General features: G+C 62.8%; 22 protein-coding genes. 8 read left to right on the top strand and 14 right to left on the bottom strand.

Annotated elements, in window-relative coordinates; all coding sequences use genetic code 11:
• The first annotated feature begins 104 nt into the window (after positions 1–104).
• Positions 105–2,306: a CHASE2 domain-containing protein gene (locus AC1DS5_RS07385; RefSeq protein WP_477717605.1), complete on the top strand. Its 2,202-nt coding sequence runs from the start codon at positions 105–107 to the stop codon at positions 2,304–2,306.
• Between the two features lie 15 nt (positions 2,307–2,321).
• Here AC1DS5_RS07385 and AC1DS5_RS07380 read toward each other — a convergent pair whose 3' ends face one another.
• Positions 2,322–4,280, bottom strand: a complete 1,959-nt coding sequence (locus AC1DS5_RS07380; protein ID WP_477717604.1) for a TolC family outer membrane protein — start codon at positions 4,278–4,280, stop codon at positions 2,322–2,324.
• A gap of 215 nt (positions 4,281–4,495) precedes the next feature.
• Between AC1DS5_RS07380 and AC1DS5_RS07375 the strand changes: the two genes are divergently transcribed.
• Positions 4,496–4,684 (top strand): hypothetical protein, encoded by a 189-nt coding sequence (locus AC1DS5_RS07375; protein ID WP_477717603.1) that lies wholly within the window; start codon positions 4,496–4,498, stop codon positions 4,682–4,684.
• 66 nt (positions 4,685–4,750) lie between these two features.
• Here the strand turns inward: AC1DS5_RS07375 and AC1DS5_RS07370 are convergent, their stop codons facing one another.
• Together AC1DS5_RS07370 and AC1DS5_RS07365 are read right to left on the bottom strand one after the other, a co-directional pair.
• Positions 4,751–5,209, bottom strand: coding sequence for a FecR family protein (locus tag AC1DS5_RS07370; protein WP_477717602.1), 459 nt, complete (start codon positions 5,207–5,209; stop codon positions 4,751–4,753).
• Positions 5,210–5,377: 168 nt separating this feature from the next.
• A complete protein-coding gene (locus AC1DS5_RS07365) occupies positions 5,378–7,600 on the bottom strand; it encodes a cyclic nucleotide-binding domain-containing protein (RefSeq protein WP_477717601.1) in 2,223 nt (740 codons plus the stop codon).
• A gap of 488 nt (positions 7,601–8,088) precedes the next feature.
• Here AC1DS5_RS07365 and AC1DS5_RS07360 point away from each other — a divergent pair, with 488 nt between their 5' ends.
• Genes AC1DS5_RS07360 through AC1DS5_RS07350 form a run of 3 tightly spaced genes read left to right on the top strand, consistent with a single transcriptional unit; the run spans position 8,089 to position 12,939 of the window.
• The gene (locus AC1DS5_RS07360; protein ID WP_477717600.1) at positions 8,089–9,708 is read left to right on the top strand and encodes a ShlB/FhaC/HecB family hemolysin secretion/activation protein; all 1,620 of its coding nucleotides are present in this window, start codon (positions 8,089–8,091) and stop codon (positions 9,706–9,708) included.
• A 21-nt stretch (positions 9,709–9,729) separates the two neighbouring features.
• Positions 9,730–12,114 (top strand): two-partner secretion domain-containing protein, encoded by a 2,385-nt coding sequence (locus AC1DS5_RS07355; protein WP_477717599.1) that lies wholly within the window; start codon positions 9,730–9,732, stop codon positions 12,112–12,114.
• Between the two features lie 12 nt (positions 12,115–12,126).
• Complete coding sequence (locus AC1DS5_RS07350) at positions 12,127–12,939, top strand: FecR family protein (RefSeq protein ID WP_477717598.1); 813 nt, start codon at positions 12,127–12,129, stop codon at positions 12,937–12,939.
• 291 nt (positions 12,940–13,230) lie between these two features.
• Here AC1DS5_RS07350 and AC1DS5_RS07345 read toward each other — a convergent pair whose 3' ends face one another.
• Both AC1DS5_RS07345 and AC1DS5_RS07340 read right to left on the bottom strand, forming a co-directional pair.
• Complete coding sequence (locus AC1DS5_RS07345; RefSeq protein WP_477717597.1) at positions 13,231–13,437, bottom strand: tautomerase family protein; 207 nt, start codon at positions 13,435–13,437, stop codon at positions 13,231–13,233.
• A 139-nt stretch (positions 13,438–13,576) separates the two neighbouring features.
• The gene (locus AC1DS5_RS07340) at positions 13,577–14,311 is read right to left on the bottom strand and encodes an SDR family NAD(P)-dependent oxidoreductase (protein WP_477717596.1); all 735 of its coding nucleotides are present in this window, start codon (positions 14,309–14,311) and stop codon (positions 13,577–13,579) included.
• Positions 14,312–14,491: 180 nt separating this feature from the next.
• Between AC1DS5_RS07340 and AC1DS5_RS07335 the strand changes: the two genes are divergently transcribed.
• A complete protein-coding gene (locus AC1DS5_RS07335; RefSeq protein ID WP_477717595.1) occupies positions 14,492–15,460 on the top strand; it encodes a LysR family transcriptional regulator in 969 nt (322 codons plus the stop codon).
• Positions 15,461–15,510: 50 nt separating this feature from the next.
• Here AC1DS5_RS07335 and AC1DS5_RS07330 read toward each other — a convergent pair whose 3' ends face one another.
• The 6 genes from AC1DS5_RS07330 to AC1DS5_RS07305 form a co-directional block, all read right to left on the bottom strand.
• Entirely contained in the window at positions 15,511–16,449 is a 939-nt protein-coding gene (locus tag AC1DS5_RS07330) for an aldose 1-epimerase (RefSeq protein WP_477717594.1), read from the bottom strand.
• Positions 16,450–16,472: 23 nt separating this feature from the next.
• Positions 16,473–17,675: a mandelate racemase/muconate lactonizing enzyme family protein gene (locus AC1DS5_RS07325; RefSeq protein WP_477717593.1), complete on the bottom strand. Its 1,203-nt coding sequence runs from the start codon at positions 17,673–17,675 to the stop codon at positions 16,473–16,475.
• Positions 17,676–17,712: 37 nt separating this feature from the next.
• Positions 17,713–18,501 (bottom strand): ABC transporter permease, encoded by a 789-nt coding sequence (locus AC1DS5_RS07320; RefSeq protein WP_477717778.1) that lies wholly within the window; start codon positions 18,499–18,501, stop codon positions 17,713–17,715.
• A gap of 70 nt (positions 18,502–18,571) precedes the next feature.
• A complete protein-coding gene (locus tag AC1DS5_RS07315) occupies positions 18,572–19,453 on the bottom strand; it encodes an ABC transporter permease (RefSeq protein ID WP_477717777.1) in 882 nt (293 codons plus the stop codon).
• Complete coding sequence (locus AC1DS5_RS07310) at positions 19,453–20,544, bottom strand: ABC transporter ATP-binding protein (protein WP_477717592.1); 1,092 nt, start codon at positions 20,542–20,544, stop codon at positions 19,453–19,455. Before AC1DS5_RS07310 ends, AC1DS5_RS07315 begins: the two co-directional genes overlap by 1 nt.
• An 18-nt stretch (positions 20,545–20,562) precedes the next feature.
• Positions 20,563–21,756 carry an extracellular solute-binding protein gene (locus AC1DS5_RS07305; protein ID WP_477717591.1) on the bottom strand — a complete coding sequence of 398 codons (1,194 nt, stop codon included), beginning with the start codon at positions 21,754–21,756 and terminating at the stop codon, positions 20,563–20,565.
• A gap of 248 nt (positions 21,757–22,004) precedes the next feature.
• Between AC1DS5_RS07305 and AC1DS5_RS07300 the strand changes: the two genes are divergently transcribed.
• Entirely contained in the window at positions 22,005–22,937 is a 933-nt protein-coding gene (locus AC1DS5_RS07300; RefSeq protein WP_477717590.1) for a dihydrodipicolinate synthase family protein, read from the top strand.
• 5 nt (positions 22,938–22,942) lie between these two features.
• Complete coding sequence (locus AC1DS5_RS07295; protein WP_477717589.1) at positions 22,943–23,644, top strand: FadR/GntR family transcriptional regulator; 702 nt, start codon at positions 22,943–22,945, stop codon at positions 23,642–23,644.
• Positions 23,645–23,668: 24 nt separating this feature from the next.
• On the opposite strand, the gene AC1DS5_RS07290 is transcribed toward AC1DS5_RS07295, so the two are convergent.
• The 3 genes from AC1DS5_RS07290 to AC1DS5_RS07280 all read right to left on the bottom strand — a co-directional run bounded on the left by AC1DS5_RS07290 (position 23,669) and on the right by AC1DS5_RS07280 (position 26,585).
• Positions 23,669–24,082 (bottom strand): DoxX family protein, encoded by a 414-nt coding sequence (locus AC1DS5_RS07290; protein WP_477717588.1) that lies wholly within the window; start codon positions 24,080–24,082, stop codon positions 23,669–23,671.
• 104 nt (positions 24,083–24,186) lie between these two features.
• On the bottom strand, positions 24,187–25,839 hold the full coding sequence (locus AC1DS5_RS07285; RefSeq protein WP_477717587.1) for an AMP-binding protein: 1,653 nt from the start codon (positions 25,837–25,839) through the stop codon (positions 24,187–24,189).
• Positions 25,836–26,585, bottom strand: coding sequence for a nitroreductase (locus AC1DS5_RS07280; RefSeq protein WP_477717586.1), 750 nt, complete (start codon positions 26,583–26,585; stop codon positions 25,836–25,838). The genes AC1DS5_RS07285 and AC1DS5_RS07280 overlap by 4 nt, the downstream gene beginning before the upstream one ends.
• Between the last annotated feature and the right edge of the window lie 20 nt (positions 26,586–26,605).

Raw genomic sequence — 26,605 nt, 5'->3', positions numbered from 1 at the left:
CCGGCCAGGCAACCGGCAAGGCCTTTCGAGCACCCGTCGACATAAAACTCCCGTCATCGGGGTCCGCCCCACATAATGGGCAGCAACGTCCACAGGAATCGATCATGTTCCGAGGCTTATCGTTACGCGGGCTGCCCGGTGTCTTGTCCAATGTCGCGGCGGTCACGCTGGTGCTGGTCATCGCCTTGAGCGGACTGGCCCTGTGGTTCACCGACCCGATCCCGGTGCAAAGCCTGCGGCTGGCGCAGTTTGACCAGTTCCAGCGCTGGCATCCGCGCCCTTATACGCCGGTGGCCGTGCGTGTGGTGGACATTGACGAGACCAGCCTGAAAGCCTACGGCCAGTGGCCCTGGCCGCGGACCCGGCTGGCCGAACTGGTGCAGCGCCTGAATGAGGCTGGCACGGCAGCGATCGCGTTTGACGTGCTGCTGACCGAGCCGGATCGCACCTCCCCGGCGGCCATGGCGCAACTCTGGAACAACCCGAAGGTCGGCCCCCTGCTACAGCGCCTGCCCGATCATGACGCGGTTCTGGGCAAAACGCTGGTCGGCCGGAACGTGGTGCTGGGCAGCAGCCTGTCCCGCAGCGGAGCCTCCAGCGCATCCGCGGCAACCACCTCCGACGCCCCCGCCGATGCGCCTTCCACACTGCCCTATCGCATCGTTGGCAGCGGCGCCAGCAACCCGGCGCAATGGCTTCATGGCTTCGATACCGTGCTCTGGCCGTTGCCGGTGCTGCGGGGCAGTGCGGCCGGGCTGGGCGCGCTGAATTTTGCGGCTGATGCCGATGGCGTGGTGCGCCGCGTGCCCCTGTTGCTTCGCCTGGGTCAGCAGATTGTGCCCACCTTGAGCGCCGAGGCCCTGCGCGTCGCCCAAGGTGAGCGCAACCTCTTGCTGCGCAGCAATGAGGCAGGCGTGCAGGACGTGCGCATCGGCGGTGTCACGGCGCCCACCAATGCGCAGGCTGAAATCTGGTTGCACTACACCGAAGATCAACCCGGCCGCTTCGTGTCGGCAGCGCACGTCCTGAACGGACAGGCCGACGCCAAACTGCTGGATGGACACATCGTGCTGATCGGCAGTTCGGCTGCCGGGCTGATGGATTTGCGCTTCAACCCCATGGGCAAAATGATGCCGGGCGTGCAGGCCCATGCGCTGGCGCTGGAACAGCTGTTGTCGGGTCAATACCTGCAGCGCCCCGCCTGGGCCGGTGGCGTCGAGCTGCTGACGCTGGTGCTGGGCTCGCTGGTCGTCGGCCTGCTGGCGCTGGGAACCCCCGCCAGATGGGCAACCGCAGCGGCTGCTGGGGTGCTGGCTGCCTTGTTCGGTGGCGCCTGGTATGCGTTCGTGGTCGAACACCTGCTGCTCGACGCGATCAATCCCGGACTGGTCATCCTGGTGAGCTTCGGTCTGGCCAGCGGTATGCACCATCTGGTCAGTGAACGGGAACAGCGCTGGGTACGCCAGGCTTTTTCACGCTATGTGTCACCCAACAGGGTGGCGCATCTGGTGGCGCACCGGGAACAGCTGGAACTGGGGGGCCAGCGCCAGGTCTGCAGCTTCGTCTTTACCGACCTGGCGGGCTTTACCAGCATGATGGAAGCTGACGACCCGAGCCGGGCGGTGGCCCTGCTCAACGATTATCTGGACGCCATGCTGGCCATCGTCTTCAAGCACGAAGGCACGCTGGACCGCATCGTGGGCGACGCGGTGGCCGTGTTGTTTTCGGCGCCGGTGCAGCAGGCCGATCACCGACAGCGCGCCCTCAACTGCGCGCTGGAGATGGACACCTTTGCCTCGGCCTATGCGACCCGGCTGCAGGCTCAAGGCATTCCCTGGGGACACACCCGCATCGGCTCCCACAGCGGCGAGGTGATTGTCGGCAATTTTGGCGGCAAAACCCTGTTTGACTACCGGGCGCTGGGTGACCCGATCAATACTGCTGCGCGGCTGGAAACCGTCAACAAGCACCTGGGCACGCGCGTCTGCGTGTCGCATGCCATTCTGGAGGGCTGTACGGATGTGCCGGTGCGGCGCGTCGGCCAGCTGGTGCTCAAAGGCAAGAGCAAGCCGCTGTTGGTGTTTGAGCCGCTGGCCACCACCAACGCCACCGCTTGCGCCGCCCCCGCCGACTATGACGCGGCCATGCGCCTGCTGCAACCCGGCGAGATGCATCATCCGACACTCGCCTGTGAATATTTTGAGGCCCTGGCCGAGCGCCACCCTCATGACCCGCTGGTGGCCCTGCACCTGCGCAGGTTGCGCGAGGGTGCGGCAGACGACCTTATCGTGATGGCCGAGAAATGAGCTCCCCCGTCACCGTCAGCGCACGGTTATCTCTGCTCGGCGGTTACGCGGCTCATCGGTATTTTTGGGCGTAGCCACCAAAAGGCTGCGTGCGCCGTTTGACTCCACCACGATCGCCATATTTTTCAGGCCGAGCTGCTGCATTTGCCGGGCAATGGCATTCGCGCGCCTGAGCCCCAGGACTTCGTTCGATTCGGTCGTACCCAAGGTGTCGGTGTGGCCGACCACCGTGATGTCCAGCGCTTTGCGGGCCTTGGCGAGTTCCTTGATGCGCGGCATCACGGCCTTCGACGCTGCCGTCAACTCGGTGCTGCCGCGCTGAAAGTAGAGCGTGAACGATTCGGGCAGCGGTGGGCGGGCGGCCATGGCGGCACCGAAATCACGCTCCACCTGCGCCTTGTTGACATCGAAAGGCGGCGCGCTGCCGTCCAGCAATGCGCCCTGTTGGGCCTGGGCCAGAACCTGCTCGCCCCGGTCGCCTTGCACCACCACGCGGCCCACGCTGTTGTCCGGGCTGGGCAGCAGCACAACATAGGAGCCGGTGCGCCTGGGCGCAACCGCCAGGCGGGCCCTGATCTGATCCATGGTGTCGACCACGGTCTCATCCTGCGGGCACAGCTCGGCCGGGTCGATGCCGGTGCGGTCCTGCCCCGCATCCTGGGCGCCGGGCACATCGGCGCGGTTGACGTTGAGCGCCGTCACCAGCTGCCCCATGCCCGCCAGCGTGCGCGCCTGCGCAATGATCTGGTCGTAGCTGGCGTTGACGTAGGAGCGGTTGGCCTGGAAGTATTCGTTCTGGCTGTCCAGCARGTCCAGCAGCGTGCGCTGGCCCAGCTCGAACTGCTGCAGGTAGGCTTCGCGCGATTTCTCGGTCGACAGSCGGTGCTGGTCGCGGTAGGCCAGCTGCTCGTTGAGGGTCCGCACGTCGCTGTAGGCGATCGACAGGGTCTGGCGCACGTCGCGGCAGGCCTTTTCCTTCAGGTCGCGCGCCTGCTCGTGCAGCTCGACGGCCTGGCGCTCGCGCGCCTTGTCGGCGCCGCCGCGAAACAGGTTGTAGTTCAGCACCAGCTCGACGCCATTGACGCGGGTGGTGCCGGTCACGCCCTGCAGGTTGCGGTCGCGGGAGTCATACAGCCGCAGGTCCACGCGCGGCATGTAGGCGGCCTGGCGCGAGGCGATGGCGGTTTTTTGCGCCCGCACGTTCTCCAGCGCGGCATTGATGGTGGGGCTGTTGGGCAGGCCGTCTTTCATCAACATTTCGGTGGAGGCGGGCATGGGGCCGATCTGGAATTTGGCGGGCAGCTTGGGCAGGACCTCCGGCGGCTTCTCGCCGACGATGCGAAGGTAGCGTGCGCTCACATCGTGCAGGTTGGTCAGCTCGGTCAGCAGGTTGGCCTCGGCCAGCGCGAGGCGGCCGGTGGCCTGCTCGACGTCGACGCGGCGGCCCACGCCGGCATTGGAGCGCTCTTCGACCTGGCCGGTGGTCTGCTTGTGCACGACGTAGTTTTGCGTGGCCGTATCGACCAGCTCGCGGTAGCGCACGACGTCGGCGTAGGCGCGCACGGCTTCGAGCGCGGCGGTCTCGGAGACTTCCTGCAGCTCGTAGTAGCGCGTGAGCTTGGCGTAGCCGAGCCGCTTGACCTCGTTGGGCGTGAACAGCCCGTCAAACAGCATCTGGTTGAGCGTGAGCGTCGTGCCACGGAAGTTGTAACGGCCAAAGTCGGTCAAGGGCGTCTCGCGGCTCTCGCGGCCGGTGCCGGCGCGCAAGTCGATCTGGGGGAAATAGCCGCCGCGGGCCACGTCTCGCTCGTTGCCGGCGGCCTGGAAGCCGTGCCAGCGGGCCTGCACCTCGGGGTTGCTGACCACCGCCTTGCGCGCTGCGTCCACCATGGGCTCAGGCAATGTCTGGGCTTGCACGCCCAGACCGGCCAGTATCGCCAGCGTCAGCACCGAGAATTTTTTCTTCTTGACCATTTCGACCATCCCTCTGCAATGCAGTTAGTTAGCGTATTTTTATCAGTTTTTACATTATTTAACAACAGATAACTAATTTTCACCTGTATTGCTCGCCATTTCGAATGGCGAATTGACTTCAATGTCCGGAATCCCGCGGGCAGCAGATCGGTCACAGGAAACCCGACCTGGTCAACGTCTCGAGTTCCAGGTGAAAGGGTCTCGCGCGCAAAGCGATGCCCAAGGTCATCAGGAGGCAGGCGGTGCAAAAAACGGTGCACCGCGATCCGCACAACACGGTCACGCGGACTGCGCTGTTCTTTTTCTCGACATCGATATTCGAAGACTGTCTTGCTCATGCGCGCCAGGCGGATCAGGCGAAAGTGCGGGGCAAGATCTCAGCAGATCTCAGTAAACCTCAGTGAATTCAGTCAAAGCGGGCTTGTGCAAGGCCACCCAACCAAGCGCCAAACCGAGGCAGGGCGGTTGGTTCAAGGCACTTGTACCGTGGCAACGAACTGCGTACCTCGCACGCCGATGATGCCGGCCGGCGTCTTGACCGTCACGGCATCGGGCTTGAGCTTGGCAATCACACCCGACACATAGTTCAGACTACCCTTCGCCAGGCGCGTACCCAGCTTGAGCTGGCCCTGCGCGGGCGCATACAGATATTCGTCCACCGTCAGTTCGGTATCGGGGCCGAAGGACATCACGGTGTTGTCCTTGAAGGTGACCCCCAGCGTACCGACGGGGCCCGTCTTGAGCTGGCTGCCCTGCTGAATGGGCGTGCCCAGCTGCGCCGGGACGCGCTGCCCCGCCGTGGTGATCCAGGCGTCGCCCTTCACGGTTTTCACGAAACCGACGGGTTCAGTCTGGGCGTGGGACAGCAACGGCGCCCAGGCGAAACCCCAAACCATAAACGCGCTCAAAATGCTTCGAAGATCATTCATTTGCATACAACTCCCCCAAAAAATCATTCTCGTTGACTTGGGCCGTACGGCACAAGTCAATTTTCACGCCATTTGACGCCCGTAACTCCTTGCTTTCCTTCCGCATATGCGCAAGGAAAACGTTTTCTCCCTCCTCCCTCGGATCGGCGCGCGCGCTCTCGACCTGACTCACAGCCGGGAAAAGTTGCTCTGTACGCTGCTCGCCCAGCCGGAGACGGGTTCGCTGGTGCCTTCGGCCAGCAGGGCCGAGGTACTGCGTATCCGGTAAGACAGGTACTTCACGATATTGCGCATCATCTTCAGGGTGGCCTCGGGCTCCCGACTCATCAGTGCCGCGATGGCCTGTTTGTCCAGTAAGACGGCACGCACGGGGCTATCAGCCTGCGCGGTCGCAGACCGAGGTTTTCCGTCGATCAGGCTCATTTCACCGAGGAACTGGCCTGGCCCCAACGTGGACAGCCGGGTGGATTCATCGCCGCCCGACAAGATACTGACATTGCCTTCTTCGAGCAGCCAGACGCCATCCGCCTCACTGTCCTTGAAGAACAGTACTTCACCCTTGGCCACCTCACGGAATTCGCCCAGCATCAACACCTCGGTAACTTCCTCCGCAGTCAGGCCGTCCAGCAGGCTGTTTTCCGGGAGCGGTACGCAAAGCAATGCAGCCGATTTTGTGGAGGAGGCCGAAAGAACCACATCCTCGCAAAGCTCCAGCCCGCGATCCATGTCGACACGGCGTTGAATCCCGGGTATTGCCTGCAGGGCCTCGTGCAGTTCCGGTGACCGGGTCCGGTTCATGCCCGTGAGGACAACCGTCAATTCCCGCTCCACAACAGCCCGGATGAGCCACGTCAGTGCATTCAAACCACTGGGGTCCACATCCAGAACCTGACTCACGTCGATGACAACGGCCGTTGCCTCGGGGTTCAGTTCGTCGACCAATTGAGTCAGCCGGATGCTGTTGCCAAAAAACAGATGGCCATTGAGCTTCAAAATGCCCACCCGGTCGGACGTCTGAGTCAGGAGGTTGCTTTCCTCGAAGGTCCTGACCCGCCGCGAGCGGTAGCGATCGAGATAATTCCACTTCGTGGTGAGGCTGTCGGACACACGCCGCAGAATGACCAGGCACGACAAGCCGATACCCATGAAACAGGCCCAGATCATGTTGCCGAAGTACTCCACCACTGAAATGACCACGGTGGTCCAGAAACCCAGGTCGGACGTCCCTTCACGGCGCCAATGCCGCGTGCGCACGATCTCCGATAGCCGATGAAAGAATTCATGCTCCGCCATCAGAAGGGCCTGCAGGAGCAATATGCCGGCCACCACCCCAACAGGCAAGGCCACCAGCCAGTTGCCAAACGTCAGTAACAGCGCACCGGTGAACACCAGACCCGCCAGCGCAACATGCACGCCACGCCCCCCGGCCAGCCAGCTGGAAATGCTTCGGGAATTGTGACCCGTGCAGGGCACGCCCCCCAGCAGGGCGCTGACCATGTTGGAGCCCCCCAGCACCATCAACTCGCGGTTTGGATTGATGCGCACGCCAAAGCGCTGCTCCATCTCGTTGGCGGCCGTGAAGGTTTCCAGGATCATCACCAATGCCAGGGTCATGACGCCCGGCAAGCCGATCTTGAGCAGGCGCGCGAATTCGTGCTGGGGCAATTCAGGCCACAGCCGCACGGACATCCATGCCCAGTCGGGCGCGACCCACGTGCTGGAGGATGGAAAGGGGACCTCCAGCGGCATGGCGATGGCCAGCCCCACCGACAGGGCCGCCACCACCCCGGGGATGAAGGTCAGCTTTTTCGCCCGCGCCAGCAGACGGGGCCAGACAACAAAACAGGCCACCATGCCCACGGCCGTGACAGCAGCCGTCACGCCGCTGCCCCTTATCGTCTGAATGCCCAGCATCAGCAATAGCAAGGCCGTGCCATTGCTGATACCTGCGGTGACAGGCATGGGAATCATCTTGAACAGATTGCCGAACTTCAACAGCCCGCAGAGCAACACCAGGGCGCTGGCCACCAGAAACATGAGGCTGCCAGCCGCCAGCCCAATGGTTAGCTGCGCTGCCGTCAGGTGCAATTGGGGCGCATGTCCTGCCGCCTCGTCCGCTGCGATGGTCATGCTGATCACGAGCCAGACGTAGGCCGCCAGGGAGGCCATGCGGGCGCCCGGTATCACCGCGGACTGCCCCCTCAGAAGGAGGTTGATGGCGGGTATCAGGGTCGCGGTGATCACGGTTGCCCAAAAGCCCGCGGCCATGGCCTCCGGCCCCAGCATGCTCATGAAAAGCAGCACGGGAGCGACTGTGGTCGTCATGGCCCGCAGTGACGCCTGGATGCCGCCCCGCAGATCGGCGCGATTTATTTTTATCAGTTCCCGCATACCCCGCCCCTGTAGAAGTGAAACCTGTCATGAGTCCTGACAAGCACGTCGCTACCGTTCGGTCCGCATGTTTTTGGGAACATCCGGAAACTTGCGGAGTATGAAGCAAATATCGAACCAGCGCGTCCTCGGTTTAGGGGAGGCGGCGCGGGGATCTGTTCCATCGGACCCGCGCCTCCGCCCGAACGACCGCGAGGAACACGATCCACTGCTCCGGGGCTTTGAGCACTGTCGAAATGCCACCTTCTGCGCTAGCGTGCGCTCACATCAAATCCGGTTTAAGCGCTTGATGGTGCGACATAGCCCTCGGGATACGTCGAAACCTCATGTGAAGCCGTCATCGAAGATGTGGTGCGGCCCCGCCGCCTTTTCGGGTAGCATGCAACAACCTGTAACACCTAACCCTTTTCCCGCGGGGTTTGCGATGAAGGCCTTCATGCGGCCTTTCGCGATGCCGGATCGCCAGCAGACCCAACCTGACCCATCCCATGAAAAAAACCCAAAATGGGGCGTGGCTACGCCGTACCCGCGCACTCTGGATAGTCGCTGCCTTGTCAGCTGCCGGACTGGCCGCACAGGCGGCCGATGAGGCGGGCGGCAGCGGACCGCGTTTTGCCATCTCGCGCTTCGCCGTGGAGGGAAACAGCCTGCTGCCAAGCGCCGAAGTTGAAGGGCTGCTCGCATCCTTCGCCGGCCCTGAACGCAGCTTCGGCGACGTGCGGCGCGCGGTGGAGGCACTGCAGCAGGCTTATCGCCGGCATGGCTACAGCGTGGTCCTCGTGCAGTTGCCCGAGCAGGAACTCGCCCAAGGCGTGGTGCGCATCAAGGTGATCGAGCCGCGCATCGGCCGCACACAGGTGGAGGGCAACCAGCAGTTTTCGACCGCCAACATCCGCGCCAGCCTGCCCGCGCTGCGCGAAGGCACCTCACCCAACATGCGGGACATTTCGGCCAGCCTGAAGGTGGCCAACACCAACCCGGCCAAGCAAATCACACTGGCGCTACAGGGCGCCGAGCAACCCGATGCGATCGATGCCGTGATCCGCGTGACGGAAGAAGACAAGCCCTGGCGGATCGGCCTGACCGCCGACAACACCGGCAACGCCGAGACCGGCCGCACGCGCCTGGGCGTACTCTTTCAGCATGCCAACCTCTGGGACCTGGACCAGGTGATGACCTTGCAGTACACCACCTCGGCCGAAGAGCCGTCCAAGGTCAACGTGTTCGGCGTGGGGTACCACGTGCCGCTGTATGCGCTGGGCGACTCGATGGATTTCTTCGCCAGCCACTCGGACGTGGACTCCGGCACGCTGACGGCCGGTGTGCTGAACCTGCAGGTCAGCGGCAAGGGCAAGGTCTTCGGCGCGCGCTACAACCACAACCTGCCGCAGTGGGGCGACCTGAGCTCCACGCTGATCTACGGCGCCGACTGGCGGGCCTACAAGAACAATATCGACCTCGGCGGCTTGCAACTGGGCGATGACGTCACGGTCCATCCGCTGTCGCTCACCTATGCCGGCCAGCTGGCCCTGCCCTCCGCCATGCTGGGCGTCCAGTTGACGGGCCTGCAAAACATCCCCGGCGGGACGAACGGCCGGGACGCGGACTTCAGTCGCCAGCGCGTCGGTGCGTCGGCCAGCTACCGCGCCCTGCGCTACGGCGTGGGCTACAGCCAGCGGCTGGAGGGCGACTGGCAGTTGCGCCTGCAGTTCAACGGCCAGGCCACCCGCGACGCACTGGTGCCGGGCGAGCAGTTCGGCGCCGGCGGGGCGAGTTCGGTGCGCGGCTTCCGGGAGCGTGAAGTCGCCGGCGACCAGGGCCAGTTCGCCAGCGCGGAAATCCAGACGCCCAACTGGTGCCCGGCCACCGCCGCCATCGCGGTGCAATGCCGCGCGCTGGCCTTCGTCGATGCCGCCAGCGTTTCGCGCAACAAGGCCCTGCCCGGCGAAGAGCAGCGCACGTCCATTGCCAGCGCGGGCCTGGGTCTGCGCTTTGCCCTGGACCGGCGCGCCAGCCTGCAGGTGGACTACGGCCGCGTGCTCGACGGCGGCGGCTCCCGCGCGGCCGGCGACAGCCGGGTGCACGTCGCCCTGACCCTTTCCTACTGACATGACCCAAAGGAAACGCAAGTGAAAACAACCCACGCACACCCTGCACGGGCCTTGCTGGCGGCCCTGGTCATGTCCGCCTGCGCGGCCGGCGCCGGCGCCCAGACCGTCGTCAACGGCCAGGCCAGCTTTCAGCAGCTTGGCAATGTCCGCACGATCACCAACACGCCCGGCACCATCATCCAGTGGCCTGGTTTCTCGATCGCGGCGGGCGAGGTCACGCGTTTCGTCCAGCAAAGCGCCACGAGCGCGGTGCTCAACCGCATCACGGGCCAGGAACCTTCGCTGATCCTGGGCGCCCTGCAATCGAACGGCCGCGTCTTCCTGATCAACCCCAACGGCGTGCTGTTCGGCGCCGCCTCGCGGGTGGACGTGAACGGGCTGGTGGCCTCGAGCCTGGCGATCTCCAACAGCGACTTCCTGGCCGGCAAGATGAATTTCAGCGCCGGCACCGTGGCGGGCCGCGTCGCCAACCAGGGCCGGATCTCGACGCCCGAAGGCGGCCAGGTGATCCTGATCGCGCCGCAGGTCGAGAACAGCGGCCTCATCCATTCGCCCGGCGGCGACATCGTGCTGGCCGCGGGCCGCAGCGTGAAGCTGGCCGACAGCGGGAACCCGGCCCTGCACGTGGTGGTCAGCGCCCCGCAGGACCAGGCCGTCAACCTGGGCCAGATCGTGGCGCAGAGCGGGCGCATCGGCATCTACGGCAACCTGGTCAACCAGCGCGGCCTGGTCAGCGCCGACACGGCTGCGGTGGGCGCCAATGGGCAGATCGTGCTCAAGGCCAGCGGCGACCTGCTGCTGGAGGCCGGCAGCCTGACCAGCGCGAGCGGCGCCGGCACGGGCACCGGCGGCACGATCCATCTTCTGGGTGAACGCGTGGGCCTGACGGGCAACGCCCGCGTGGACGCCAGCGGCGAGTCCGGCGGCGGCACCGTGTTGGTCGGCGGCGACTTGCGCGGCCAGAACCCGGCTATCGCCAACGCCAAGCAGGTCTACATTTCCAGCGACGCCACCATCAGCGCCGACGCCCTGGCGTCCGGCAACGGCGGCAAGGTGATCGCCTGGTCCGACGGCACCACGCGCGTCTACGGCAGCATCAGCGCCCGGGGCGGCGCGCAGTCGGGCGACGGCGGCTTCGTCGAAACCTCGGGCCACACACTGGACATGCGAGGCCGCGTCGACACGCGCGCGCCGAATGGCCGCACCGGCACGCTGCTGCTGGACCCGACCAACATCTACATCGCGAACGACCAGGCCAGCGCCACCAGTGCGGGCATGGTGGGCAGCGACACCTCGGCCGAAACCTTCGTCGCCAGCGGCGCCGTGAGCGATTCGCTGCTGACCGTCGGCACTTTGCAGGCCGCGCTTGCCAGCAGCATGGTGGTCGTCACCACCGACAACGCGGCGGGCACGGGCGCCGGCATCATCCAGGTGGTCGACCCCGTGACGTGGACCAGCGACACGAGCCTGACGCTCAATGCCGCCGCGGGCATCAACATCAACGGCGCCATCAGCGGCGGCCCCGGCAGCCGGCTCGAGCTGCACACCGCTTCGGGTGACATCAACCAGACGGCACCCATCGCTGTGGTGACGCTGTCGGCCCGCGCGGACGCCGGCTCGGTCAATCTCACCAACGCAGGCAACCAGGTACAGCAACTGGCCGGCTTTGCCAACGGGGCCGGTGGATTCAACTTCCGCAATAACAGCACGCCGCTGCTGATCGGCCTGGCCGGTCCGGAAAGTGGCATCACGTCGCTCGGCAGCGGTGCGATCAACATCAACGCTGCAGGCGACCTCATGCTGCTCAGCCCGGTGAGCTCGCAGGCGGGCGACATCGTGCTGGCCTCCGGAGGCACCTTCATCAACCAGTCGACCGTGAGCGCCACCAGCGGCCGCGTGACGGTGCAGGGCACCGTACTTCAATCTTCCCTGGCCGACTGCACCGCCAACCCGGCGCTGGACGGCTGCTCCGCCATGCTGCCGACGCTGGCGCAATGCACCAGCGCTCCCGCGACCGCAGGTTGCTCTGCCGTGCTGCCGACCTTGGCCCAATGCATCAGCGCACCCACGATCGCAGGTTGTTCCAGCGTACTGCCGACCTTGACTCAATGCACCAGCACACCTACGGCCGCGGGTTGCTCTGTCGTTCTGCCGACAACCCAGACCAGTACCAACACGCCCGTGTTCCAGGCTTTGAATGCGACGATCAACATCATCAACGCCAGCAGCACCGTGCTGCTGACCCAGCCGACCACTACACCGCCTGCCATCGCATTTCTCGACACAAAGAAGACGGACACGAAGACGGACGACACCAAGACGGACAAGAAGAGCGATGATGCCGACAACAAGCCGTCCGTGGTCAAAAACGAATCGGCAGTCAAGAAAATGTATTGCAACTAACCGGGGCTGACCATGAACCACCATTCCCCTGCCATTACCTCCATTACCTCCCTCCTGTTCGTGCTGTCGCTCTTCGGGGCCCAGGCGGCCCACGCCGGCACGCCGGCCGGCGAAGTGACCCAGCTCAGCGGTTTCGTCATGGCCGTCAAGGCAAGCGGTGCGCTGAAAGTGCTCTCGCCACAATCCGTGGTCGAAGCGGGCGACACGCTGATGAGCGAGGACAACACCTACGTTCGCATCGGCCTGGCCGACGGCCGCCAGGCCGTGCTGGGCCCGCAGACGCGGCTGACAATCACCAACGCAACCGCGCTGAGCCTGGCGACCGGCCAGCTCCAGGTGCTCGCCGGCGCACAGCCCGGCGCCGGCCGCCTGACCATCGAGGCGGGTGAAACCACCGTCGACGCCGGCACGGCCAGCTTCAACCTCTTCTACCGGCCGGACCCGGCCGCCGCCCTCGCGCAGCGTGCCTATGCACGGGCCAGCCTGGCGTCGGCCACCAGCCCCGTGCAAAGCGATGCCGGGACAGCCCTGCCCGTCTGGGAGAAGGTCGCGCAACTCACGCCTTCCCTGCCAAGCACTCGTTCAGTCCTGGCGCCAGGCCTGTATGTGCATGTGATCGACGGCCTCATCAATCTAACGAACAAGGGGGGATCGATGCAGTACTCGCCCGGGCAGTTTGGTTTTACCCCCTCCTTCAGTCAGCCGCCAGTCGTTTTGCCCGTCAACCCGGGCATGGTATTCAAGCCGCCGCCGGCGTTTTCGTCCCCGCCCATGAGCGGCAGCGGCGGCAACAGAAGCAACACCGTCGACTGCGAAGTGCGCTGACCCCAAAGAAAATCCCCCGGTGCGCATCGCGCCCTACCCATGCTCGATGGGGCTGCGCGCACCGTAATGCTCGGGCATGCGGATAACATGCAGGGCCCGCCGACGACCATAAGATCGTCGCGCTTGACGAACAGACGCGCGCCTCGCAGCACGTTGCCCAGCGCGGCTTTCATCCTGCGCAGCGGCTGGATTGATGTCGCGCCGTCGATCAACCGGGCGCGTCGGTCCCCGCTGACAGTGGCTTCGGCCTTCAGGTCATCGGCTCATGTGGTGGGCGGGGCCGCGGCGGGGCTAGCCTGTGCCGTCCTTGCGGATGGCGGTGGTGGTGCGCCCACCAAAGCCCCAGTTGTCGGTATCGACTTCCTCGATGGCGATGTGAGTCCACTCCGGCGGCTTGTGCAGCACGCGCTCCAGGGTTTCGGTCACTTCCTTGATGACCTGGGCTTTCTGCTCGGGGGTGGTGCCTTCACGGGTGATGCGGATGCTGACGAAGGGCATGACAGGGCTCCTATAGGGTGTAGTGGGGTGTACGGGGATGTACTGGCGAAGGAAATGGAAATGAAATGGCAATGCTCGGGTTGTTGTTCGGCATCCCGGCTGCGGCCGGAGACAGGATCCGGTCGCAACTCGAGGCCTGTTACTTGCCGGCGCTCGCGCCGCCGTCGACTGGCAGCACCACGCCGGTGACGTAGTCGGACTTCGCCAGGTAGAGCACGGCCTCGCCGATTTCGCTGACCTTGGCGATGCGGCCCAGCGGGTGCATCTGGCCCAGCGCGGCGTGGGTCTCGACGGGGTGCATCGGGGTGGCGACCACACCGGGGGCGACTGCGTTGACCGTTACGCCGAACGGCGCCAGCTCCAGCGCCAGGGCGCGGGTAGCCTGGTTGATGCCGCCCTTGAGGGTCACGGCCAGCAGCGCCGGAACGTTGCTGGCGGGCTGGATGGCCAGCGAAGCGGTGATGTTGATGATCTTTCCCTGCTTGCGCCCGGACATATGCCTGGCCGCTTCCTGCGACGGGTACAGCACGCCCTTCAGATTGGTGGATATCTGCTCTTCCACCTCGGCCGGCGTGAACTGAATGAACGGCTTGGCGGTGAAGATGCCGGCATTGTTGACCAGCACGTCGACCTTGCCAAACTTCTCGATGGCTTGCTCGAACACCTCCCGGGCCGACTCGGGTTTGCCGACGTCGCCAGCGACGCCGAGGAAGCGGTCGCCCGCATTCAACCGGGCTGCGGTAGCCCGTAGACGCTCTGGCGAACGGCCGGTGCCGACGACGTTGTAGCCTTCCTTCAGAAAGGCCTCGGCCAGGCCCAGGCCGATGCCGCTGGTGGCGCCGGTGATGACGACGGTTTTGTCTGATTTGCTCATGGATGCACCTCTGCGAAATGGGGGTTGAAAAACGATCTGGATGAGGCCCCGGGGTTGAGCAGAGAACTCGCTTCCGGGCCTGGAGCAACTGTATTGCTGCTGTTGAAATCAATAAACTGGCTTTGCTACACTTGTATTGATACATCATGTAATCAATCATGAAGCGGCAATGAGGCAGCAATGAAGCGCCACTTTGACAATGTCCTCCTGGGGAGCATCGAACTGTTCTGCCTGGCCGCGGAAGCCGGCAGCTTCACGGCGGCCGCTCTCGCCGCCAGCGTGACGCCCGCCGCGGTGAGCCGCTCGGTGTCGCGGCTGGAGAAAAGACTGGGCGTGCGCCTGTTCGTGCGCTCGACGCGCAGCATCCGCCTCACCGAAAGCGGCAAGACCTATTTCGAGCAGTGCCGCCAGGCGCTGAACCAGTTGGTCGACGCCGAGCGCAAGGTCACTGGCGAACAGGTGCAGCCGGCCGGCACCCTGCGCATCAGCGCGCCGACGACGTACGGCCACCACCGCCTTCTGCCCTTACTGCCGGCGTTCCGTGCGAAGTACCCCCTGATCAAGGTGGAGGTGCACATCAGCAACCGCAACATTGATCTCCACGACGAGAACTACGACCTCGCCATCCGCGTCCGCACCCAGCCGGATTCGACCATGACCGCGCGCCTGCTGGAGGATGCGCCGCTGGTGGTGGTCGCCAGCCCCGACTACCTGAAGCGCGCGGGCATGCCGCAGAAGCTTGCCGACCTGGAACAGCACGATTGCATCCAGTTCGACTTGCCGAGCAGCGGAAGGCGGATTTCATGGCTGTTCCACGAGGACGGCCACGAGAAGGAGATTTTCACGATCGGCAACTACGCATGCTCCGAGGATGTGCTCGGCGGCGTGACCCTGGCGAAGGCCGGCGCCGGCCTGTTCCAGACCTACAGGTTCATCGTCGAGAAAGAACTTGCCGACGGGAGCCTGGTAGAGGTGCTCCAGTCGTTCGGCGGGCGTTCACGCCCCTACAGCCTGCTGTATCCGCATGGACGGCTTTTGCCCTCGCGCGTGAGGGCATTCATCGACTTCATCACTGAACGCCTGCAGGATGAGGCAGCTGTCACGCTGCCGCCAAAGGCGAAGCACTCACCCTCGACCAAACTCGTCTGATATTCGGCCAGCCATCCTCTCTCGGTGCACAGTGGAAGCGCCGAAAGGGCTCAGCTGAGATCCCGGGTGCGCAACTGAATCCGTAAACGGCATTCCAGCCGCTGCCCCGGCGCCAGCGTTTGCCAGCCGGTGCCTGCGTACCCCTGTTGCGCCAGATGCGCTGCATTGGAAACATGCGACACGGGTTCGACGCAGAAATATTGCGCACCCGACGGACGATGCAGCACCAGGTGCTGCATCAGGCCACTGGCGGTCATCTGGATGGTCGCGCCATCTGCCGCGGCCAGGGTGGCGCTGCCGTTCCATTCGCTGTAGTACTGGGTCAGTTCGGCGTCGGCCACTTCACGCGGTTCGGCATAGTCGTCCATTGCGCCTGCAGGCCGCGGTGCGCTGCCCAGAAACTGCGCGTCGGGTGGCCAGATGGTAGGCGCGCCGAAGCCGACGCGATGCGCAAACCGGCTTGGAAAGTAAGGGTGAAAACCGATGCCGCAAGGCATGGGCGCGTCGTCTGCATTCGTCACCTGCATGTGCAGGGTGAGGCCTTCATGGTCAAGCGTGACCGTGTGCCCGGCGCGGTAAGACCACGGCCAGCCGTCCTGATTTTTTTGGTGGACGTAGGCCATGGTGGCACTGCTGGCATCGTGCTGCGTCAGCGTCCACGGGCGTTGCTGGCTGCCGCCGTGCAAAGCGTGACGTTCGCCGGGATGCAGCGCTAACTGCACGGTGCGGCCCGGCCAGGCGAAGCTTCCGTGCTGGATGCGGTTCGAGTACGGTATCAGCGGGTAGAGGCCGGCCTTGGGCCAGGAGGTGCTTTCAAAACCGGTGGCACGCACCGCATCGCTGAGCGGCACCAGCCAGTCGATAGATTGGCCTGTCGCGGCATCGGATGAAAACAGGCGCGAGATGCGCCCGCCGGCGGCAGGTGCCAGCACCGCGTGCAACGCGCCATGGTGCAGGCGGGTTTCGGGCAGAACTTGCAGATGCGTCATGGCGTCACTTCATAACGAGCTACTTATAGCTTGCTGCTGCGAATCGTCACGTCCGGCCGCTGCAACAAAGCCGGCGCCAGGGCAAGGCCCAGTCCGGCGCCCGCTGGTACCGTGGCAAAGCCGTCGCGCACTTCCGGCAGTTGTGTGACCAGATCGCGGTACCAGCCCGAGAGGTAGGCGCGTACGACTTCCTGCAGCACGACGTTGGGTGTACTCATGGCCAGATGGAGCGAGGCAGCCAGCACCACCGGCCCGGTGCAGTCGTGCGGCGCGACCGGCTTGTGAAAGGCTTGCGCCATGGCGGCAATTTTTTTAGCCTCGGAAATCCCACCCACCCAACTCAGGTCCAGCATCACATAGTCGACCGCATTGTTATTCAGCAAGTGCAGAAAGGGCTGCCGTGTGGCCAGGGTCTCGCTGGCGCAGACCGGGATGCGCACACGCGAGCGGTACTCGGCGATGGTGTCCAGGTTGGTCATCTGGATCGGGTCTTCGGCCCAGTAGGGCTTGAACTCTTCCAATGCCTGCGCGATACGGACGGCCATTGGCAAATTCCACATCGAGTGGAACTCCACCATGATGTCCATTTCCTCGCCCACAGCGCGACGGATTTCACGAAACGGCCGAAGCGCGGTGTCCAGGTCTTTCGCCGAAATGGACTGCCCCCGGCTGGCCGCCGCGAACGGGTCAAACGGCCATATTTTCATGGCCTTGTAGCCTTCGGACAGCAGGCTTTCGGCAAGTTGTGCGGGACGTTTGACGAAAGCTTCCTGATCTTCGTACGGGCCTTCGGGTGCGAGCTCTGCGCTGCCGTCGGTGACCACGCGGCGCTGGCTGGCCTTGTTGTAGGTGTAGCCGGCGCAGGTGTTATAGACCGGCACGCGGTCGCGCACGGCGCCGCCCAGCAATTGGTACAAGGGCTGCCGGGTCAACTGCCCCAGCAAGTCCCACAGCGCAATGTCGACGGCTGATGCGGCGCGGGTCTCCACGCCGCTGCTGGCAAAGCCGATGTAGCCGTGCAGCAGGTGGTGGTGGTGCGCCTCGATGGCCAGGGCATCCTTGCCCAACAGGTAGGGCGCGGTCAGCTCGTGTATTTGAGCCTGCACCGCCTGCGCGCCGCGAAAGGTTTCACCGAGGCCGACCAGGCCGCTGTCGGTGTGAATTTGCACCCAGGTGATGTTGGGGTAGGCGGCCACATGAACCGTGTCGATTTGTGTGATTTTCATAAGGGTGCCAGGGCGCTTCAGGATGCTTCAGGATGCTTCAGGCCGTTTGAGGATGCTCTTTGACGCGGCTGACCAGCTGGGTCGGATTGACGAACTGCAGCGCAATCAGCAACCATACCAGCGTGATGACCATATAAATAATGGCCATGGCGTCCACCGACTGGGGTGCGCGTACGCCCGCTGCAAATACGGCGTAATACAGCGCGACCACCAGCGTCTGGGAATCAGGCCCGGCCGTGAGAAACGTCAGCTCGAACATGCCAATGGTTCGCACCAGCACCAGAAGCGACGCGGCCAGGATACCGGGCGCCAACAGCGGCAAGAGCACGTGCCAGAACAGCTTGAAGGTACTGGCGCCAAAGACGCGCGCGGCCGACTCCAGGTTGCCATCAATCTGCTCAATAAAAGGCGTCATGACCAGGATCATGAAAGGCACGGCCGGGATCATGTTCGACAAGATAACGCCAAAAATAGTGCCCGCGATATGGGCCTGGTACATCACGGTCGCCAGCGGTATGCCATAAGTGATCGGCGGCACCATCAGCGGCAGCAGAAAGAGGCCCATCAACAAGCGCTTGCCGCGAAAATCGCGCCGCGCCAGCGTGTAGGCGGCCGGCACGCCGATCAGGATGGAGAGGAAGACCACGGCAGCGACCACCTCCACCGTGACCCACAGCACGCTGCCCAGCTGGAATTCATTCCACGCGGTGAGGTACCAGTTCAGCGTATAGCCGTCGGGCAGCCAGGTACCCAACCAGCGGAACGCGACCGAGCTGGTGGTCACCGCGGCGATCATCAAGCCGACGTTGATGAGGAAGAAAGTCATGGCCAGCGCGATCAATGCTTTCCAGAGCTTGGTCAGGAGCTGGTTGGCGCCCGTGTTGTTCAGCGTCATGTCAGCCCTTCCCGCCCGTGACCGGGCCGCGATAAAACATGCCGCGCGCGCTCAGAATGGCGACCACGACCACCAGTTGCACAAAGCCCATCACCATCGCCACCGCGGAGGCCATCGAATAGTCGTACTGTTCAAAGGCAGCTTCATAGGCCGCAATCGAAATCACCCGTGTTGCACCCGCCGGAGAGCCCAGCAGCACGGCGGAGGGAAATACGGAAAACGCCTGCACAAATGACAGCGCAAACGCCATCGCCAGGCCCGGCACCAGCAGCGGCAGGTAGATGTGGCGGAACTGATTCCAGGGCGATGCACCCAGCGTGGCGGCGGCGCGCGGCAGCGTCGGATCAATGCCGGTCACATACGACAGCGTCAGCAGAAAAGCGAACGGAAAGCCCGAAATGACCAACGAGATCAGCACGCCCCAAAAGTTATGCGTCAACCGGATCGGCCCTTCATAGAGGTGAAAAAACTGCAGCGCCTGCGACAGCCAGCCCTTGGGGCCGAAGTAGCCCAGCATGCCCTGGGCAATCAGCACCGTGCCCAAGGTCAGCGGAATGACGAGCAGCGTGGTAATCCATTTCTGGTAACGGCTTTTGATGCGCATCTGGTACGCAATGGGCAGGGCCACGCCCAGGTTGATCACCGTCGCCGGGATGGAAAGCTTGAGCGTGGTGCCAATGGTGCCCCACAGGTTGTCAGTGGTGAAAAATTTTGTGTAATTGGCGAGCCAGCCACCCTCCATGGGGCGAAAAGACAGTTGCAGACCATATAAAAATGGATAGACAAACAGCACCACCATGAACAACGTGGCAGGCAACAGCAGCAACATGGAGCCGTCGAATCCGGCGTTGCCGGAGGACGCTGGAGAAGACCGGCCGGCCATCATGCGGCGCAAGCTTCATCATCCGGGTAAGCCAGCGCTTTGTCCGGGTCAACCGAGAGCACGACTGATTCGCCATTTTGCAGACGTGCGGTGGTGCGCACAATCAGCGGCAAGCCGCTGGACGTTCGCACGTCGACGATGTGGTCGTGGCCGCAGTATTCAACATTGGTAACCTGTACCGCAAAGGCGTTGTCGCCCACTGTCGGGACGATGTTGAACTGTTCAGGACGAATCGCCAGCACCATGTTGCTGGTCGGGGCCTGCATGGAGCGCCCCTTGAGCGTCAGGCCATTGCTCCCAAGCTGCACTGAATTGCCTTGCGCGCTGCGCACCTGCATGGGCAGCAGGTTTCGGTAGCCCATGAACCGGGCGACGTGCAGGTTGGCGGGCTGGTTGTAAAGCTCATGCGGCGAAGCAATTTGCTGCGCCACGCCGTCTTTCAGGACCACCACGCGGTCAGCCAGTGACAGCGCTTCATCCTGGTCATGGGTGACATAAATCGTGGCCCGGCCGAGTTCCTTGTGGATACGGCGGATCTCGGCGCGCATTTCCACGCGCAGCTTGGCGTCGAGGTTAGACAACGGCTCATCCATCAGCACCAGTGGCGGCTCGATCACGATGGCACGGGCAATCGCCACGCGTTGCTGCTGGCCGCCCGAAAGCTGGCCGGGCAGCTTGTTGGCATGCGCATTCAGTTGCACCAGTTCAAGCGCACGACTGACCCGCAGTGCGATTTCGCTGCTGGACACGCCGCGCATCGTCAGGCCAAAGCCCACATTTCGCGCCACGGACATGTGCGGAAACAGCGCGTAGTTTTGAAACACCATGCCAAAGCCGCGTTTTTCGGGCGGCAGCACGTCGATGCGCGTGTCGTCCAGCCAGATGCCGCCATCCGACACCGGCAACAGCCCGGCAATGCAGTTCAGGGCAGTCGACTTGCCGCACCCGGACGGCCCCAGCAAGGCGATAAATTCGCCCCGCTGGATGGTCATGCTTAGCGCGTCGAGTGCGGTGAAGATCGGCGCGCCTTTGCCCAGGCCAAAGCGGCGCGTCATACGGTCAAGCCGCAATTCGGAGAAATTTGAATGCATGGATAAGGGCGCGAAGGCTTACTTGGTTTTTTGTGAACCGATTTCCTGGTCCCAGCGACGGAAGGCGTCAACCATCGCCTTGGTTTCCAGCGGCTGTGCATGGGGGAACTGCGCCAGCCATTGGGCATACTCAGGCCGGCCAAATTCCTTGATCACGTCCTGGCTGGCCTGGGGCGCCAGCGACAGGGGCACATTTTTAACAGCGGGGCCGGGGTAAAAATAACCTTTGTCATAGGTTATGGCCTGCTGCTGCGGTTTGAGCAGGAAAGCCATGAGGTCCAGCACGACGGCCTGCTTTTCAGGCGGCACACCCCTGGGAATGACGATGTAATGCGCATCGTTGACCCAGGTCATGTTCTTGAAAGGCACCACGCCAAAATTTTTAGGCACGATGCCAAGGGCGCGCGGGTTGATGTCCCAACCGGTCACCGTCAGCGTCATATCGCGCGAGCCTTCACCCAGTTCCTTCATCAAGGCGCCGGTGCCTGTGGGGTAGTACTCGATGCAGGAATTGAGCTCCTTCAGGTAGGCCCAGGTCTTGTCCCAGCCTTTCATCGGGTCAGACGGGTCCTTGTCGCCCAGCAAGTAAGGCAGGCCCATCAGAAAAGTGCGGCCCGGGCCGGAATTGGCGGGGCGGGCGTAAATCAACCGGTTGGGATTGGCTTTGCACCAGCTCAGCAATTCTTGCGGGGTGGTGGGCGGCGTTTTGACTTTCTCGGGGTTGTACTCGACCAGGGGGCCTGAAGGCATGAAGGTAATGACCATGCCGTGGTCCTTGGCCAACTCCTGCATCTTGGCGGCGTTGGGCTGGTAGTTGTCTTTCAGCCCAGGAAATTTGTCTGAATAGTTCGGGAAAAGCTTGACCCACAAATTCTGTTCCAGCCCGGCAGCAAGCGCGTCGGTGCCGACGATGATCATGTCGACGTCGCTGCGGCCGGCACCTTGCATGGCCTTGACTTTGGCCGGGACTTCGGGTGCCGGCGCTTTGGTGAAAGTGAACTTTGACACCAGCTTTGGGTTTTGCGCCAGATAGGCATCGATGGCGCCTTGCGTCAGTGCCAGATTGCCGGCGGCGTCCACCACATTGATGACCACGGGTGACTTGGGCATGGGCAGGCTCTGCGCCTGCACCAGCGCGCCGCTGGACAGGGCCATGCCCATCACTGCGCCCAGCAGGGTGCGGCAGGTGCGCGGAATGATCGAGGGATGCATCACGTTGTCTCCTGAAATAGTGGATTGAATCGTCGCGATTTTGTAATACAACTTATTTAGTTGTCAATCAACAATAGGCTCATGTCGCACCATTTTCAGCAGAAATATGAGAAACCAAGGGTAATCACCGGGAACTCTCGGGCTCCAGGCGAATTAATCTGACTGATAACAACTAAAGTTGTCTTACAATTTATTCTGCGCAGCCTAGCTTTCAATTAATCAATACCGCATCAATACCGCGAGACCTCATGAATACATTTCCTTTGTCTGTCGAGGAGTTTTCCAGCTCGGTGCTGGCCGTGCCGCCGCTGGCGCGCCGGGCCGACCTGACGGTGGATGCAGAGCAAAACCGCAAGCTGATTCGCCATATCGAGTCTGGCGGGCTGCGCACCCTGCTGTATGGCGGCAACGCCAACCTGTACCACACCTCGGCGCATGAATACGGCGAATTGCTGGCGCTGCTGGCCGACAGTGCGGCCGAAACGACGCGCGTGATTCCCGCCATCGGGCCCGACTTCGGCAAGATGATGGATCAGGCGCGTTTGTTGCGCGGCACGGGTTACCGCACAGCCATGGTTCTGCCGATGCAAGGCTTCACCACGCCGGAAGGTGTGGCCGAAGGCATCGCTCGCGTGGTGGACTTCATGGGCATGCCCGTCACGCTGTATCTCAAGAGCGAAGCAACGATTGGCATCGAGGCGCTTGGCCGGCTGGTCGACGAGGGGCGTGTGTTGGTCGTGAAGTACGCCATCGTCCGCCCGGATGCCGCTGATGACAACTACCTCAAGGCGCTGATTGAACGCATCACGCCGCAGCGCATTGTCAGCGGCATGGGTGAACGGCCAACGCTGGTGCATATGGCCCAATTTGGCCTGGCTTCGTTCACGACCGGTTCCGGCTGTATCGCACCTGCCGCCTGCCAGCAGCTTTTTCAGACATTGAAAGCCGGCAACCTGGCGGCTGCACGAGCTATTTACGACCGTTTCATGCCGCTGGAAACACTGCGCGACAGCATTTCGCTGATTCGAGTGCTGCACGACGCAGTCAGCTTGTCGGGTTTGGCGGATATGGGGCCACACCTGCCGCTGCTTACCGCCTCGCCGGCCGATCGGCACGCGGAGATCCAGTCGGTCGCCCGTGAGTTACTGGATTACGATCAGGAATTTGCGCGCACGCATTAGCCACCATGAAGCATCTGCCAGCCAGTTCCCCTGCGACCGGTCTTGTTGACCGGGTGTATAGCGAAATTTTGGGTCGTATCGTGGCAGGAGAACTTGTGGAAGGCCAGAAATTGCCCACGGAGCTTGCACTCACCACACGTTTTGCCACATCACGCCCGACCATCCGCGAAGCACTGTCTCGCCTGCGCGCGGACGGCATTATTGCCACCCGCCAGGGATCCGGTACGGTGGTGGTCCGTCGGCCCGACCCGGACTTGTCGCGCTTCACGCCACTGGAAACGATTTCGGACATTCAGCGCTGCTATGAGTTTCGCATCGTGCTCGAGTCTCATGCTGCTGCGCTGGCTGCCACCATGGCCGATGAGGCGGACCTGGCCAACATCGAGCACAGGTTTCGCCAGCTCGATACCGTCATTACCGAACATGCGCTGGGTGTTCAAGAAGATTTCGACTTTCACCTGGCGGTGGCGCGGGCGTCCAAGAACCAGTTCTTTACCTCGGCCATCGGGTCGATACAGTCGCAAATTGTGTTCAGCATGAACCTGATGCGAAACCTCTCGCTGGTGAAGACCCTGGAGCGCCGCAAGCTGGTGCAGACCGAACATGAAGCCATCGTGCAGGCTCTGCGCCGCCGCGATGCAGCAGGCGCGGCTGCGGCGATGCGAGCGCATCTGGAAAACGCACGCGACCGGATGTTCGGGAAATAAGAGCCCGCAAGCTCGCAGCGATCTTCAGGCTGTCTTCTTCGCCAGGCGCATGGCATCCACGCTCCAGACGCCGGCACCTGCCACCGCGAGAAACAAAAACACAAAGCAGAACAGCACGGCAGACTCACCCTGGTTGAGCATGGGCGACAACGCAAAGCCCTTGGACGCATGGCCAATGAAGTAGGCAAATGCCAGCAAGCCAGACAAGACAAAAGCCACGGGACGCGTAAACCAGCCAATCAACAGCAGCGCACCGCCGACGAGTTCAAGGACGCCTGCGGTACCGAGCATGGAAAAAATCTGCAGCCCGTCAAAAAAAGCCACATGCGGAAAGCCCAGCAGCTTGGCCGAGCCATGCTGAATAAGCAAATAAGCTGAAACAACGCGCAGGACTGAGAGTGCGCGTGAAGTGAGTTCGTTGTTGCTGGCAAAAGTCATGGATTCCCTCTGTTAAAAAGGGAATCTGACAGGGGTGGGGCGGAAAAGTTCAATATTGGTTCACAAAACTCCCCGCAGCCGGCTACCCCTTCGCAGCCCTACACTCACGCAGCCAGTTTTGTAATCGCATTGCGGCTGCCAGCCAGCTCCCGCAACCGGAACTTCTGAATCTTGCCCGTGGCCGTCTTCGGCAACTCTGCAAATACCACGCGACGGGGACACTTGAAGTGCGCCAACCGTTCACGACAAAATGAGATCACATCGGCCTCAGTGAGGAGCGGCGCATCCGGTTTGAGCTCCACGAAGGCACATGGCACTTCACCCCATTTGTCGTCTGGCTGCGCGACTACCGCGGCATTCAGCACACCGGCGAGCCGGTACAGCACCTCCTCCACTTCTACCGACGATATGTTCTCTCCGCCAGAAATAATGATGTCCTTCGAGCGGTCCGTGATCTGCATGTAGCCATCCGGATGCATGACAGCCACGTCGCCCGTGTGGAACCAGCCGCCCGCAAAAGCCTTGGCGGTAGCGCCAGGGTTTTTCAGATAGCCCATCATCACGGTGTTGCCGCGTATCAGAATTTCGCCGGTGGCGACGCCATCTCCTGGTACGGGTTCGAGCGTATCAGGGTCGGCAACGCGGAGATTCTCCAGGGCTGCTGCACGCACGCCTTGGCGTGCCTGGAGGCGACCTTGCTGGTCAGCGGGTAGTTCGTCCCATTCGGTCTGCCAGGCACAACTCACCGGAGTGCCGGAAATCTCGGTGATGCCGAAGACGTGGTCAACATCAAAGCCCATGGCCCTGACGGCCTCAAGAACCGTCGCGGGCGGAGGAGACCCGGCTGTCAATACACGCACGCGGCGCGGCAGCGGCCGGCGCTCCGCCTCAGGTGTACTGGCAATGCCAGCCATCACGATCGGCGCGGCGCAGAAGTGATCAACGCCGTGTTCCGAAATAGCAGTGAACACATTAGCCGCCGTCACCTTGCGGAGGCACACGTGCGTGCCTGCCGCTGCGGTGATCGCCCAGGTGAAACACCAGCCATTGGCATGGAACATCGGCAGCGTCCACAAATAAACTGGCGCGCGCGGTAGCGCCCAATCGGTCATCTGCAGGAGACTCATGAGGTAGGTACCCCGGTGGCTTGGCACCACGCCTTTGGGGTCACCCGTCGTGCCTGATGTGTAGTTGAGCGCGATCGGTGTCCACTCATCAGTTGGCCAACGGCCGGGGAATGCCGGGTCTCCGCCGGCCAAAAATGACTCGTAATCGGTCTCGCCGATGGCGGCGCCGGCAGGCGCCTCGAGATCGTTGATGTCGATCACACGGGGTGGGTGGGACACGCCTTGAAGGGCTTTAACTACCAGCGGAGAAAATTCACGATCCACCAGCAACAGTTTGCACTCACCGTGGCGCAAGATGAAAGCAATCCCGTCAGCGTCAAGGCGACAGTTGATGGCATTGAGTACGGCCCCTGACAAAGGAACGCCGAAGTGAGCCTCCAGCATGGCGGGCGTGTTTGGCGCGACGATCGACACTGTGTCGCCGGCTTGTATTCCGAACTTGACGAGTGCGGAAGCGAGGCGATAACAACGGTCGCGTGTTTCAGCCCAGGTTTGGCGGAAGGCTCCATGGATGATGGCGGTTCGATGCGGAAAAACGGCAGCCGTGCGATCGAGAAAATTTAGCGGCGTCAGAGGAACATGGTTAGCGGCATTCCTGTCAAGGCCCTCTGCGTAGGCTTTTGCACTCATGACTCTGTCTCCTTATTTGTAGTTTCGTGAAAGGTGGTGAAGTTGCTGACCACCTCACGGTCGGTAACGAGTGAGTTCTCAATGCGGCTGGGATCTGCGTAACCCAGGCTCATGCCGCAGACAAACATTTGCTGCTCAGGAATAGCCAATTCCCCGGAAATAACGCGGTGAAACGTGGTGAACGCCGCCTGAGGGCAGGTGTCAAGGCCGCGAGCCCGTGCTGCGACCATGATGCTTTGCAGGAACATTCCGTAGTCGATCAAACTACCCCGCCCCATGCCCCGATCAATGGTGAACATGAGTCCGACCGGGGCGCCAAAGAAGCGGTAGTTGCAGCCATGTTGAGCATGCATGCGCTCCTTGTCACTTCTCTGGATTCCAAGCAAGCCATACAAATCCCAACCGACTTTGCGCCGCCTGTCGATGTAGGGGGAGATCCACTCTTGTGGGTAGTAGTCGTAGGGTTCGTCGAGCTTGGCCGCCAGCGATGGATCGTCATATATGCGCATGATCGCTTCACTCAGGCGCTGCTTTGCAGCCCCCATGACGACGTGAACATGCCAGGGCTGCGTATTCACCCCGGAAGCACAATACCGCGCCACATCCAGGATAGCCTCCACATCCGTGCGTGGAACTGGCGTAGGAAGGAAGGCGCGCGTGGCACGGCGTGTCACAAGTGCCCAATCGACAGCGCTTCGTAGCACGTCGGTCGGGATACTTGGCGGTGAGGCAATTCGGCTGCTCATACTCATCTTCCAGGCAAAAA

It is taken from the genome of Polaromonas sp. P4_H1 (assembly GCF_056400945.1).
The sequence above is the reverse complement of the archived record's forward strand: the minus strand, read 5'-3'. Positions and strand labels throughout refer to the sequence as shown.

Bases quoted from the DNA above. Each gene is read 5' to 3' on its own strand.
- AC1DS5_RS07385 (WP_477717605.1), top strand. From the start codon at position 105: ATGTTCCGAGGCTTATCGTTACGCGGGCTGCCCGGTGTCTTGTCCAAT.
- AC1DS5_RS07375 (WP_477717603.1), top strand. From the start codon at position 4,496: ATGCCCAAGGTCATCAGGAGGCAGGCGGTGCAAAAAACGGTGCACCGC.
- AC1DS5_RS07370 (WP_477717602.1), bottom strand. From the start codon at position 5,209: ATGAATGATCTTCGAAGCATTTTGAGCGCGTTTATGGTTTGGGGTTTC.
- AC1DS5_RS07365 (WP_477717601.1), bottom strand. From the start codon at position 7,600: ATGCGGGAACTGATAAAAATAAATCGCGCCGATCTGCGGGGCGGCATC.
- AC1DS5_RS07360 (WP_477717600.1), top strand. From the start codon at position 8,089: ATGAAAAAAACCCAAAATGGGGCGTGGCTACGCCGTACCCGCGCACTC.
- AC1DS5_RS07350 (WP_477717598.1), top strand. From the start codon at position 12,127: ATGAACCACCATTCCCCTGCCATTACCTCCATTACCTCCCTCCTGTTC.
- AC1DS5_RS07345 (WP_477717597.1), bottom strand. From the start codon at position 13,437: ATGCCCTTCGTCAGCATCCGCATCACCCGTGAAGGCACCACCCCCGAG.
- AC1DS5_RS07340 (WP_477717596.1), bottom strand. From the start codon at position 14,311: ATGAGCAAATCAGACAAAACCGTCGTCATCACCGGCGCCACCAGCGGC.
- AC1DS5_RS07335 (WP_477717595.1), top strand. From the start codon at position 14,492: ATGAAGCGCCACTTTGACAATGTCCTCCTGGGGAGCATCGAACTGTTC.
- AC1DS5_RS07330 (WP_477717594.1), bottom strand. From the start codon at position 16,449: ATGACGCATCTGCAAGTTCTGCCCGAAACCCGCCTGCACCATGGCGCG.
- AC1DS5_RS07325 (WP_477717593.1), bottom strand. From the start codon at position 17,675: ATGAAAATCACACAAATCGACACGGTTCATGTGGCCGCCTACCCCAAC.
- AC1DS5_RS07320 (WP_477717778.1), bottom strand. From the start codon at position 18,501: ATGACTTTCTTCCTCATCAACGTCGGCTTGATGATCGCCGCGGTGACC.
- AC1DS5_RS07315 (WP_477717777.1), bottom strand. From the start codon at position 19,453: ATGGCCGGCCGGTCTTCTCCAGCGTCCTCCGGCAACGCCGGATTCGAC.
- AC1DS5_RS07310 (WP_477717592.1), bottom strand. From the start codon at position 20,544: ATGCATTCAAATTTCTCCGAATTGCGGCTTGACCGTATGACGCGCCGC.
- AC1DS5_RS07305 (WP_477717591.1), bottom strand. From the start codon at position 21,756: ATGCATCCCTCGATCATTCCGCGCACCTGCCGCACCCTGCTGGGCGCA.
- AC1DS5_RS07300 (WP_477717590.1), top strand. From the start codon at position 22,005: ATGAATACATTTCCTTTGTCTGTCGAGGAGTTTTCCAGCTCGGTGCTG.
- AC1DS5_RS07295 (WP_477717589.1), top strand. From the start codon at position 22,943: ATGAAGCATCTGCCAGCCAGTTCCCCTGCGACCGGTCTTGTTGACCGG.
- AC1DS5_RS07290 (WP_477717588.1), bottom strand. From the start codon at position 24,082: ATGACTTTTGCCAGCAACAACGAACTCACTTCACGCGCACTCTCAGTC.
- AC1DS5_RS07285 (WP_477717587.1), bottom strand. From the start codon at position 25,839: ATGAGTGCAAAAGCCTACGCAGAGGGCCTTGACAGGAATGCCGCTAAC.
- AC1DS5_RS07280 (WP_477717586.1), bottom strand. From the start codon at position 26,585: ATGAGCAGCCGAATTGCCTCACCGCCAAGTATCCCGACCGACGTGCTA.